A 12,183-nucleotide genomic window follows, 5' to 3' on the forward strand; every position below is an offset into this window, starting at 1 on the left:
TTAAATCTCCCTTTTTTGAATACTCTCTATGTTTTGTTGGATATGTTGAAGCGTGTTGTCTAGCTGAAGACATTCCTCTTCTGTTAGTCCACTGAATAATTGATCTGTGAAATACTTTCTTTCTTCGCAGTAAGTTAAGACACGTGTACGTCCTTGCTCTGTCATTTTGACAAACGTGACTCGATTGTCTTCAGGTGACTTACGCCTTGTGACCATACCCTGTTCCTCTAACTGTTTTAAATGACGTGTTACAGCAGCGTGATCGATGTTGACTATTTGTTGTAGTTCTTTTTGACTTATTTCCTCAACTTTATATATAGCTTGGATGACTTCAAGACGGGATTGGCTAATACCCGTACATCGTTCAAATTTAGGCATGAGGCGTTTATTGATCTCATGCAAACGAAGCAGAGCACGAGCTTTATTAGAATCTTGAACAGTCAAATATATACACCTCCAATTTATTTGATGGGTCAATCATTGACGTATCAAATAATATTCCTTTTATGTGCGCCTGTCAATCATATTGTATTTTGATTTGTATTTAGATCTTAATTATTCTTTGATATATGTACTTATTTTTCGATGCAATTTATACTAAAAAGAAATAAACAAATTTCTAGAGGTGTGGTTGTAATGAAGAAATGGGTTGGACTTATTCTTTTATCCACTGCACTTACTGGCTGCGGATCTTCTGGAGATGAACCAGAAGAAATTCACGTGATGGCTGCTGCAAGTCTAACGGATGCATTAGGAGAGATTCAAAGCCTTTATGAGGAAGAGGAGAATGTAAAGCTGATCATTAATTATGGATCATCTGGCAAGCTAAGAGAGCAGATTACTCAAGGCGCACCTGCGGACCTATTTCTCTCTGCGTCGATCTCTGATATGGAAGTTTTAGAAGAAGAGGGAGATGTCAGTGAATCGGTTAACTTATTGATGAATCAGCTTGTTTTTATCTCAACACCTGAAGTGGCTGATTCGCTAAGTGAGTGGGATGATTTACTGGATAAAGAGATTCAGGGTATTGCTATGGGGCAGCCGGAAAGTGTGCCAGCAGGAAGATATTCGCTTCAAGCTTTTGAATCCTTGGAGATGTGGGATGATCTAAAAGACAATGTTATTTATGGTTCTGATGTACGTCAGGTCCTTACATATGTAGAAACAGGAAACACTGATGTGGGAATTGTGTACCAAACGGATGCCCTTTCTTCTGATAAGGTTGAAATGATCGCTTCCGCTCCAGAAGGCTCACATGACCCAATTCATTATCCGATTGGTTTATTAGAGTCGGCTTCTGATAAAGACGCGGCGGTAGAATTTTATCAATATTTGCAAACAGAAGAGCCTATTCACATGTTTGAAACCTATGGCTTTGAGCAAGGTACCTAATGATGGGAATGGAGTTTTGGACACCTATTCTCGTTTCATTACGAGTTGTAGCCCTAGCAAGTGTGCTTGCCTTTATTTTAGCTGTGTACGCCGCATGGTTACTAAAGAAAAAAAGCTTTCGTGGTAAGGTGTTTGTAGAAACCTTTCTCATGCTTCCTTTAGTCCTGCCACCAACTGTTATTGGTTTTGGACTGCTAGTGATTTTTGGGAGAAGAAGTTTTGTTGGACAATGGTTTGAGCTGTTGTTTAACCAAACGATTGTGTTTTCCTATTTGGCTGCAGTGATAGCTGCAACGGTTGTAGCCTTTCCTTTAATCTATCAAATGCTTGTTAATGGATTTGAATCAGTAGATGATGACCTTGAAGCAGCAGCCAGGCAAATGGGCGCAAGTGAGTGGCAGGTCTTCTTCTATGTTACGCTGCCTATAACGTGGCGTTCTCTTGTATCTGGTTATATGCTTGGTTTTGCAAGAGCTCTTGGTGAGTTTGGAGCAACCCTGATGTTTGCTGGCAGCATTGCAGGCACAACCCAAACCATCCCAACAAGTATTTATATAGCTGTTGAATCAGGAAACACAGCGATGGCTTATTACTGGGTCATCTCCATTATTATCTTTGCGTTTGCATTGCTTTCAGTTGTGCAACGCCTTAAAAAGATAGATGACCATTCCTTTAGGTAGCTAAAATAAATGAGTTTCTTGTTAATGTAGGCTTTCGTCTTGATAAGATCAGCTTAACTCTTGATAACGTCCTTCGGCTCTTTGTGAAATTTGAACCGTCTTAATAACAAATTGATTTCTCTTAGTGACGTCGCTGCTCTTTTGGTAAATCTCTTTCGGGCTTGGTATTAAAAGAATCTTTCTTGGTAACTATTTGTAAAAGATTCAATTCTTATGATATGACTATATTCTTAAATACCTGCGTTTCCTCCCTTATTCATTGCTATTCAATTTGAACGTGTTAGAGTTAGTAAAAGAAGGTTCGAAAACTGAAGTATATGGGAGTTTTTAGATATGCCCGAATCAAGAGAGAATTTTCAAGCGATAAAGAATGAAATTTTAAAAAGAAAAGATGATCTGATTATAATGCCTCCAAGACATTCTGTTGTTAGTGATAATACATTAACAATGCAGTTATCTCCATGGAGAAAGAAATTGATAGAGGTTTATGCAAATTCGATGACAACAAGTCCAGAGGGTTCTAAAGCTTCTATTGAAGAATGGGGCACTGAAGTTTCTGGATTATTGGTCAACTTGCAGTTCCCACTAGACGTAGGGCTAAATGAGATCTCATACTATCGAAACAGTATTGGTGAAATAGTTCGGGATGAGGCTATTCGTCAAGAGATGACATTAACAGAGTTTTACTCGATTGTTTCAGAATTTGATACGGTTGTAGATCACGCGATTCAAATTGTTAGTCGCTCATACATGGAAGAATTCCATCGGAGTATTGAAACAGCTAAGTACGCGATTGATGAGTTATCTGTACCAGTTGTTCAACTTACAAAAGATACAGGTGTGATTCCGATCATTGGAGAGATTGATACGAATCGAGCGCGCTATCTAATGTTAAATTCCTTGGAGCAAGGGGCAGAGATGGAGTTAAGTCGATTAATTCTTGATCTATCTGGCGTAAGCATAGTGGATACAATGGTTGCAGGACAAATTTTTAAGGTCATTGATTCCTTAAAACTCATTGGCATTGAAGCCGTTCTTAGTGGTGTACGGCCAGAAGTAGCACAAACCATGGTGAACCTGGGAATTAGAGTTGAAGGAAAAGTCTATTCTAGTCTGCGCAAGGCTTTAGAGGATAAGTCGATCATCATTAAGTAAAGTTTATGAGCACAGTAGAGAGCAAATCCTCTCACTGTGCTTTTTTTGAAAGAAGGAGGAGATAGTAGAATGGAACTCACAATAAAGCCAGTTTCAGATCATGAACTAGAATTATTTTCATCCATTTTAATAGAAGCGGCTGAGTGGTTGTCGGATGAGGATAAAAAGATGTGGGAGCTACAAGGACTTACTATTGAATCTATCTTAATAAATTATAAAATTAACGAGTTGTTTATGGCATTTAGTAATGGTGAGGCTGTTGGAACCATTATTCTTCAAACGGAGGACCTATTATTTTGGCCAAATGAAACGAAAAACGATGCTTTCTATATTCATAAGCTTGCTGTCCGTAGAAAATTTGCTGGACTGGGTGTTTCATCAGGCTGTTTGAATTGGGCGAAGGAGAAAGCTATTCATGAGAATAAGAGCTTCTTAAGACTTGATTGTGCGGCTGATCGACCAAAATTATGCTTTTTCTATGAGAAGCACGGTTTTAAGAAAAAGGGCAGAAGCATGGTGGGAAAATACGATACTGTGTTTTATGAGTATAAAGTAAACGAATAGGTTAAGAAGCCTCGAACATGACGAGGCTTCTTATTTTATTTATATCAAGATATGGTAGAATAATAGAAAAATATGGAAAGTGTTGTATGGCTAAAGGACAATTGGAGAAAATTAATCTATTAGAATTAGTTGCAAACCAAGAAGCGTATACAAACTTTATTGCGAGCGAAATAAATGATCACGTTTTACGAATTGCTGTCATAGATGGAGACTTCCATTGGCACAAACATGAAGATTGTGATGAGATGTTCTATGTTTTAGAGGGTGAATTATTTATTGACCTTGAAGGAAAAGAAACAGTCAGCCTTAAGCCAGGAGACATGTTCACAATTCCATCAGGTGTTATGCATCGAACCAGATCCAAACAACGAACAGTGAATCTGTGTTTCGAGAAAAAAGAAAACGATATAAATGGCTAAAAGCAAAGCTCTTACTACAAATACTCTAAAAGAGATGTTGCGATGTAGAAATAAATAAACAAGCTTAGAATATCACCTATAGCTGTTACAAATGGTCCCGAAGCTAATGCGGGATCAAGTTTGCACTTGTTAATGATAAGCGGCATAACAGCTCCCACTACACATGTAACAGATAGTGATAAACAAATAGATGTTCCGACAATGAATCCAAGCAACCAAGACCCATTAATAAAAGGAAGAGTCGTGATGATGAGTGCAATAACGAGTCCACAGATTAGACCAGTAATCACTCCAGTGCCTAACTGCTTCCTCATAAGTTGGAACACACTGCCTCGATCAATGGATCCTGTTGCTAATCCTCTTACCACAACAGCTAAGGATTGTGTTCCGATGTTACCCGCTGATCCCATAATCATCGGAATAAACATCGCTAAGATGACGACTGACTCCAGTGTTTGCTCAAAGTGATTAATGACCCCACCCGTTAGTAGTCCTAACAGCATTAATAGAATTAACCATGGGGCTCTTTTGCGTGCAGCAGCAACAGGAGACAGATTTAAATCGGTTGCTCCTCTAACCGCTGCTAACTCCCCAATATCCTCCGTGGTCTCTTCTTCTATTACATCCATTACATCATCAACCGTGATAATACCTACTAATTGAGCGTCCTCATTTGTAACCGGAATAGCTAACAAGTTGTATTTTTTTATAGCTGATGCAACCACTTCTTGATCTTCTAATACATCAATGGAAGCGATCGTATGGCTCATAATTTCATCTACTAGGACATGGTTATCAGATATAATCAGCTCTCGTAATGAAAGAACACCTACCAATTTTTCTTGTTCATTCATCACATATAAATAGTAAATGGTTTCTGCATCTGGACTTTTCTCTTTTAATAGCTGCATCACATCTTCTACAGAAAAGCTGCTTTGAATCGCGATAAACTCAGTAGTCATTAAAGAACCAGCTGAATCTTTGGGATAGGTCAATAATTTAGATATGACTTCTTTAGTGAGAGGGTCCATTTTCGATAAAATGCTAGATTGCCACGTTTTATCTAAGTCTCTAAGAACATCAGCAACATCATCCGTCTGCATATGTTGTAAGACGTCTAAAACATAGGTTAAATCCTCTTCTGTTACAAACGTTATTCGATCTGTTTCATGCATATATTCAAATAGATCAGCAAATTCTTCCGCTGAAAGAATGGAATATACGCTCTTGCGTTGGTGGGAGGTAAGTGTATAAAACGTGTCTAATTGATCTGTAGGATGCAGACGCAAAAAGGTATCTCGAAACGTTTGTTCATCATGATTCAACAAATCAATTATCTTTTTAGGTTGGTTTTTAACTTTTTGTGGACTGAAGAGATTCATTCGCTTTTCCTCCTACTTTCATCACTAACTGAGGGAGGGGTACTAAACAGAAAAAGGGTATCTTCAACGAATGAAGATACCCTCAGAAAAGAACGTTTGAAAAATCATCAAAAAACAAAAACAACCAATCAACGTAATTAAAACTTCATTCGTAGAGCTTTAGCACTGTGTGGCATAGGACATTCCAGCTACATTAAAAACCACCTTATTTCGATGGTTCCTGTTGACCCGTTGGCGTCTTTGGACGTTTCTGGGCAGCAGCATATCTCCAACACAGGAGCCTCACCTAACGATCATTATTCTGTTACGTGTAAAATGATAGGTTCTATCACCTAATCTGTCAACAGCTTAAACAGAATTTACGAAATTACTTTAGCTTCTCTTGTTTACTGCGACGAACCAAAAGAGCTAAGATTACGGCCGCACAAGCGAAGTAAAATCCAGTGGAGAAACTTTGTTGTGAACCTACTGTTAGAGCTTCTCTTGTTTGCTCTGCTGTAGGAGAGCTAATTCCATCTAAGTAGTTTTGCTGTCCATTTTCCATAATTGCAATAAACAAAGCAGCCCCAATTGCTCCTGAAACCTGCATAAGTGTACTAGCTATTGCTGTTCCATGTGGATACAATTTTGTTGGTAACTGATTCAAGCCGTTTGTTTGTGAAGGCATCATAATCATCGCAACAGAAATCATGAGAAGTGCATGCTGAATAATAATGACCCACATTGGAACTCCTGGCGTTGAGAAGCGATAGGTAAACACAGTCACCGCTAAAAGAATGGTTCCTGGAATGATGATCGGACGTGGACCAACTTTATCAAAGATTCGCCCCATAATTGGAGACATCGCTCCATTAATTAATCCTCCAGGTAACATCACTAGTCCTGTTGCGATGGCAGTGAAGGCTAAAGCTCCTTGCATATACATTGGCAAGACAAGCATCATGGCAAACATCGTCATCATAACAAGCATAATGAGGAGTAACCCAACTAAGAACATCGGATACTTAAATACGCGTATATCCAACATTGGTTTATCCATTTTGAGCTGTCTCCAGCTAAATAATCCAAGTGAAACAAATCCAACGATTAAACAAGTGAAAACAACTGGATCGGTAAAGCTAGCATCTCCTTTACCAGCTGCACTAAATCCATAAACAATTCCTCCAAATCCAAGTGTGGAAAGGATAAAAGAGAGGATATCTAGTTTTGGTTTAGACACTTCGGTTACATTTTTTAAAATTTTAATTCCAAATAGTAAAGAGAAAATAGAGATTGGAATGACAACATAAAATAACCAGCGCCATGATAGATTCTCAACAATAAGTCCTGAAACAGTTGGTCCTATTGCAGGTGCAAACATAATAACTAGACCAACCATTCCCATAGCCGCACCTCGACGCTCTATCGGAATAACGGATAAGATGACGTTAGTCAAAAGAGGAATCATAATCGCTGTTGCAACAGCTTGGGTTAATCGACCTACTAATAATATAGAGAAGGTAGGACTAAGTCCGGCAATAAGAGTACCTAGTGTAAATAATGACATCGCCGTAATGAATAGCTGGCGTGTCGTAAATCGCTGCATAAAATAAGCAGAGATTGGAATGAGTGTTCCGATGATTAGCATGTACCCTGTCACTAGCCATTGAACCGTACTAGAAGCAACATTAAAATCACTCATTATTGCATTTAAAGCAACATTCAAGATTGTTTCATTTAAAATAGCAACAAATGCACCAGAAAGCAAAACGGCCAAAAGTGGCACAACTTTGATCTCAGGCATGTCTTTTTTTACATTCATTTGTTCTGGTTGACTTACATCCATATTGTTTCCCCCTACACATATACATTTACGAAACGCTATCGTTCCTTAAAGTATAGTACCACCGCCATTAATGAAACGCAATCGTTTCGTATTTTGTTTGGAATGATAAAAACTGGTATGATGGAATAGATTAAATCAGTTCTTGGTAAGAAGGGGAGGAGGGCAAGCATGTGTGATTCTGCTCAGAATCAGGATGAAGAAATAAAACGTGGGAGACCGATGGATTTATCACGCAATGAAGTCATTATAGACACCACCCTAGAACTCCTTGCCCAAGTTGGCTATGATGCTCTTACAATTGATGCAATTGCCCATAACGCAAAAGTAGGAAAAGCAACGATCTATCGGCGGTGGTCATCTAAGGAAGAACTAGTTATTGAAGCAGTGTCTTCCATCAGCCCATTTGAATCAATGAGAGATAAAATTAATCTTAACCAAAACTTGAGAGACCAGTTTATAAACTTATTATGCTTTTGTTTCCACCAAGAGCATGAGGTATACCATCAAGTTATGACAGCAATTGGCTCAGCTCTTCCTCATAACAAGGAGTTAGAACGTGGTCTACATAATGATTTCTATCAAAAGCTTCGATCAGCACTATCAGCGACTATGCAGCCTTTTTTGAGACGAGATCGTCCATTGAGCTCAAGTGAATTGGAACTATTCGCAGATGTTGGACCGGCCTTAATGATCTATCGGATGTTTATCGTTCAAAAACCGTTTGATCGTCCTTATATCGAAGGAATTGTGGACAACTTAATGCTACCAATGCTAGAAAAGCAGCTTAATTCAGCTAATGAAAAATGACCAACTCTTTTAGAAAAGGGTTGGTCATTTTTTTATCTCTGAGTTTTTTTGGTAATGGTTGCGTCTCTTACAGAATTACTTATTCTTGGACAGGTCAAACAGTAACCGTGATTGCTGTTTAGCTTGAAAGCTAAGCAACAGTGTTTTCGTAAGTAAAAATACTGTTCAGTTTGTTCTGGATGACAATAGTACGTAAAATTATCTGGATTTTGCTCGTTAAGTAGTGCTCTATCTTCTAAGATATAAGGTAACCTCTTATCAAAAACAGTATCTACACATCTTTCTTTTAACCGTAAATAGAGATTATGCAAATTGTGAGAGATTAGAGACCACATCGTATTCGGGTGTATGCCTGTATAGGACGAGACCGATTTAATGATTGTTGTTAGTAACTCATAGAGCTGATTAATATAACGATTGACCGACTTTTTTCTGTTGGAAGAGGTTGAATAATCAACACTAACGATGTCATGACGATCAATTTGATAAACCATTTGTGCCTGCTGTATAATACTGAAATGAATCTTGTCAGGTGAAACAGGTAGTTGTTTATCAAATAAGCTAACTGAGCTTAAAGCAGCCATGCAGTAAACAGAAAAACGCTTAGCAAATAACGAACCTACAATAGCGAGAGGTGGATGATCCAACTCAGTAGCATGATTGGTTAAGATTTGATCCTGTTTTGATTCATTTAAAAGATCTGAGAAAACAAACGGATACGAACTCACTTGATTACGACTGAGAGACACACAGTATTGTTGTTCTAAAAATAATTCTAGATTACTTGAAAGTTTATTCATTGCTTAATGAATCCTCTAAAATCATTCTATAACCTCAATGATTTCATCAATGATTTGACCTCGTCCAATGGCTCCCCAACCTTTGAATAACCAGAAAGAATCAGTTTCATACGTCTGGTTATTATGAACCGCAGGAATCTGTTTCCACAACTCGCTTTCGTTCATCTCTTCAATAGTATTAGAAGCACTTGGGTCCACTTCAAGCATAATATAATCAGCATTAATACCTGGAATGGCTTCTAGAGAAATGTCTTCTCTTTGCTCTTTGGGTGTTAGATCCGTAGGTAAGAAGCCCAAGTCTTCATATAGTAACGTATTCATTGGATGTCCACCCTCTGCATAAATTTGGATCATATCTTCTCTAATCCTCAGATAAGCAAGCTTGCGGTTGTCTAGACTCTCAACAATCTGTTTTGCATCTGCTGTTTTTACATGTAATTCTTCAATTTTTTCTTCGGCTAACTCAACTTTATCGTACAGTTCAGCAATTTTTAATAAATCATTCGTCCAAAAATCAGGATCTTCTTCATACTCAAGCCATTCAGTACCGAGAACAATCGTAGGAGCTATTTGCTCTAACAAATCATATGTATCATCAGGTGTTCTACTCTCGACAAGAATGGCATCAGGATTTAACTCTGTAATGGCTTCTAAATTAGGCTCGTCAGCAGAGCCAACTAGATGAACTCCCTCTAATTGATCTTCTAGATAAGTAGGATAATCTCCACCGTAACGTGCTTCAATATTTACTCCGTATGGTAGTTCTTCAATGGTTAATAGATGATCAATATAAGCAGCTGAAAGAACAACAATTTTATCAATCTCGACAGGAACTTCTGATTCACCTTTCAAATGGGAAATGACCCGAGTTTCTTTTTCAGGTGGTGCGGCCTCGGCATTTTCATCAGTATTGGAACTACCACAGGCAGTAAGCAGTGTGACGAGTGTGAGTGATGTAAGACATAGTATCTTATTATTTGTGAACATAGTGAATGATCCCCCTCATGATGATGATAACAATTCTCATTATCAATTATAATGAAGCAGACCAGCTATTTTAACAATGGATTTATTCATTTGATTTTAATGGACAAATTCTTTTTCCTTTCAGATCCCATCAATTTTTCAGCTACAAACTCCATTGAATGTAAGTATCCTTTTGGACCTAAAGGCTGAAAAAGCAAGTCGTGTGCTTCAAAAATGCGCTTTTTTTGAACCGCTTCAAGCTCATTCCAAGTCTCAGTTTGCATCAATTCAAGCATCTTTTGGTTAGATTCTACATTTGGATCAACCATGATAAAAACATAATCAGCTACAAAAGAATAGAGCTCGTCTATAAGTAAGTCGATGGTATCTTGTTTATCAGGTAAGGATGAAGTAAGGCCTAGATCATGATATAGCAGATGACCAACTTGACTGGATTTCCCGTACACGCGATACCCTTTAGGACCAACTCTAATAAAACAAACAGATTGTTCTCCAAGCGATTTTTTTAACAAATTCTTGAGTGCTTCTTTTCGTTCCTGAAAAACCATTTCCCATTGATTAGCTTGATGTTCCCTGCCAAAAATATCAGCTAGATGATGAAGCACATCTTGAAATTGATTCGTATGATGGACCACAGCTACAGGTGCAATATGAGTCAGTTCAAAGGAAGGCTGGTAGCGGTCGCTTGTTAAAATGTAATCGGGTTGCATGCGCTGCAATTCCTCATAATTAGGTTCCATACTATCAATAGGCAGACCAAACTGATGATGTGGGATAAGTGTACCCCTTACTCTGCTGCTATAAGACAAAGACGAAACAGACTCTAGGCCGAGAGTTAAGAGATGGTCATCAAGACCGTAATACATACTAGCTATTCGTTGGCACTTATTTTTAATGAAAAATGTAGGAGCTATCCCCTCACGTTTCTTAAAAACTCGACTAAAGTAATGTTCGTCTTGGAAGCCTAACTGATAAGCAATTTGTTTTGTTTTTTGTGTGGAAAATAAAAGCTCTTTAGCTCGATGGATTCGTTTCTCTATTAAATACTCTGATGGGGTAGTATTCATGATTTGTTTAAACCGCTTAGTAAAATGGTTTAAACTGAGCCCAGATGAGCTTGCTAATGTCGAGATTTTTAAATTGTCCATGAAATGGTTGCTCATATAATCTATCGTTTCTTCTAAAGGAACTACGTTTTTATGATTGTCTTCTCCCTGTCTCACTTTCTGTAAGAAAAGAACTAATGATTGTTTAATCACCTCTTTATCATAAGTAGAATGATTAAATAGGTTACTTAGTAATGGTCGAACATGGTCTTGAGAGTGAAGAATTAGCTTACCTGTTTGAGGAAACAGATGCGAGTGAGTTAGCCACTGACCTTCTTTTTTTGATATTTCTATACAAGTAAATAAGACAACGGAGTACTCAATAGGAAGGAAGGAATTAGATTCTCCTTTAACCTCCATATTTGGTGTAAGAAGAAACAGATCGTCCTTCTCGCAATGAAAGACAGTACCATTTATCGAAAGGATGCCTTTACCTTTAGTTACTTTACATAGGGAATAGCTCTTAAGGGTTCGATTCTTAAGTTGTTCATTTGGTTTTGTCCTGTACTGATTCATCCGGATAGTAGATACATAGAGATTGTTTTTCTTTCGTGAAGTAGGGGAAGGACTCATTGTTGTTTCTCCTTCGCTAGAAGTAAATGTACATGTAGTGTATCTTAAAAGCGGGAAAAGCTCTAGCCCACAGGTTAAGAGTAGACAAAGCAAAGGCCTTCTCCATAACGGAGAAGGCGAAATCAATCATTGTTCATTAGAGATATCCTGAGCCCAAGCTTTAAGCTTCTTTACAGGAAAATATACGTGTCCATTTACTCTAATATGAGGAACAGAAGGGTAATCTTTCACAAGTGACTTTGCATCTTCTTTTGAAATCCCTATGTATTCGTGAACTTTACTCTCATTTATTAATTTTGGGGTTCCCCATATATCATCGTCATCTTCGTTGAGACTAAAGCTACTGCTAAATGATTTAGAGTTTGGATTTTTAAAGTTCTTTAACCCATCTCCAATAAAATAAGCTGTTCCAATCATTCCAACTGCAATCCAAAAAGTATCTAGCTCAAACATGAAGTCGTTCTCCTATCCTATTTTTCTTTCATTATACCAT

13 protein-coding genes and 1 riboswitch are annotated in these 12,183 nt (G+C 37.9%); of the genes, 6 read left to right on the plus strand and 7 right to left on the minus strand.

Features of this window, described 5'->3' with window-relative positions; translation table 11 throughout:
• The gene (locus J2S05_RS17285; RefSeq protein WP_306985005.1) at nt 1-444 is read right to left on the minus strand and encodes a MarR family winged helix-turn-helix transcriptional regulator; all 444 of its coding nucleotides are present in this window, start codon (nt 442-444) and stop codon (nt 1-3) included.
• A 192-nt stretch (nt 445-636) separates the two neighbouring features.
• On the opposite strand from J2S05_RS17285, the gene modA reads away from it, so the two are divergent.
• The 5 genes from modA to J2S05_RS17310 all read left to right on the plus strand — a co-directional run bounded on the left by modA (nt 637) and on the right by J2S05_RS17310 (nt 4,210).
• Nucleotides 637-1,392, plus strand: a complete 756-nt coding sequence (modA, locus tag J2S05_RS17290) for a molybdate ABC transporter substrate-binding protein (RefSeq protein WP_306985007.1) — start codon at nt 637-639, stop codon at nt 1,390-1,392.
• The gene (gene modB, locus J2S05_RS17295) at nt 1,392-2,072 is read left to right on the plus strand and encodes a molybdate ABC transporter permease subunit (protein ID WP_306985009.1); all 681 of its coding nucleotides are present in this window, start codon (nt 1,392-1,394) and stop codon (nt 2,070-2,072) included. Before modA ends, modB begins: the two co-directional genes overlap by 1 nt.
• Nucleotides 2,073-2,405: 333 nt before the next feature.
• Nucleotides 2,406-3,227: an STAS domain-containing protein gene (locus J2S05_RS17300; RefSeq protein WP_306985011.1), complete on the plus strand. Its 822-nt coding sequence runs from the start codon at nt 2,406-2,408 to the stop codon at nt 3,225-3,227.
• A gap of 69 nt (nt 3,228-3,296) precedes the next feature.
• Nucleotides 3,297-3,791, plus strand: a complete 495-nt coding sequence (locus J2S05_RS17305) for a GNAT family N-acetyltransferase (protein WP_306985012.1) — start codon at nt 3,297-3,299, stop codon at nt 3,789-3,791.
• A gap of 101 nt (nt 3,792-3,892) precedes the next feature.
• Nucleotides 3,893-4,210 (plus strand): cupin domain-containing protein, encoded by a 318-nt coding sequence (locus J2S05_RS17310; RefSeq protein WP_306985221.1) that lies wholly within the window; start codon nt 3,893-3,895, stop codon nt 4,208-4,210.
• A 14-nt stretch (nt 4,211-4,224) separates the two neighbouring features.
• On the opposite strand, the gene mgtE is transcribed toward J2S05_RS17310, so the two are convergent.
• Both mgtE and J2S05_RS17320 read right to left on the minus strand, forming a co-directional pair.
• On the minus strand, nt 4,225-5,592 hold the full coding sequence (mgtE, locus tag J2S05_RS17315) for a magnesium transporter (protein WP_306985015.1): 1,368 nt from the start codon (nt 5,590-5,592) through the stop codon (nt 4,225-4,227).
• Between the two features lie 137 nt (nt 5,593-5,729).
• A riboswitch (M-box (ykoK) riboswitch) is annotated at nt 5,730-5,893 on the minus strand.
• A gap of 66 nt (nt 5,894-5,959) precedes the next feature.
• Nucleotides 5,960-7,417: an MDR family MFS transporter gene (locus J2S05_RS17320; protein ID WP_306985017.1), complete on the minus strand. Its 1,458-nt coding sequence runs from the start codon at nt 7,415-7,417 to the stop codon at nt 5,960-5,962.
• Between the two features lie 168 nt (nt 7,418-7,585).
• On the opposite strand from J2S05_RS17320, the gene J2S05_RS17325 reads away from it, so the two are divergent.
• Nucleotides 7,586-8,224, plus strand: a complete 639-nt coding sequence (locus J2S05_RS17325; protein WP_306985020.1) for a TetR/AcrR family transcriptional regulator — start codon at nt 7,586-7,588, stop codon at nt 8,222-8,224.
• A gap of 32 nt (nt 8,225-8,256) precedes the next feature.
• Here J2S05_RS17325 and J2S05_RS17330 read toward each other — a convergent pair whose 3' ends face one another.
• The 4 genes from J2S05_RS17330 to J2S05_RS17345 form a co-directional block, all read right to left on the minus strand.
• Nucleotides 8,257-9,024, minus strand: coding sequence for a (2Fe-2S)-binding protein (locus J2S05_RS17330; RefSeq protein WP_306985022.1), 768 nt, complete (start codon nt 9,022-9,024; stop codon nt 8,257-8,259).
• A gap of 21 nt (nt 9,025-9,045) precedes the next feature.
• Entirely contained in the window at nt 9,046-10,011 is a 966-nt protein-coding gene (locus tag J2S05_RS17335; protein WP_306985025.1) for an ABC transporter substrate-binding protein, read from the minus strand.
• 86 nt (nt 10,012-10,097) lie between these two features.
• Nucleotides 10,098-11,690, minus strand: coding sequence for an AraC family transcriptional regulator (locus J2S05_RS17340; protein WP_306985027.1), 1,593 nt, complete (start codon nt 11,688-11,690; stop codon nt 10,098-10,100).
• A gap of 126 nt (nt 11,691-11,816) precedes the next feature.
• Nucleotides 11,817-12,143: a DNA-binding protein gene (locus tag J2S05_RS17345; RefSeq protein ID WP_306985028.1), complete on the minus strand. Its 327-nt coding sequence runs from the start codon at nt 12,141-12,143 to the stop codon at nt 11,817-11,819.
• Nucleotides 12,144-12,183: the final 40 nt, after the last annotated feature.

This window comes from Alkalicoccobacillus murimartini, from assembly GCF_030813245.1.
Taxonomy (GTDB): Bacteria; Bacillota; Bacilli; order Bacillales; family Bacillaceae_D; genus Alkalicoccobacillus; species Alkalicoccobacillus murimartini.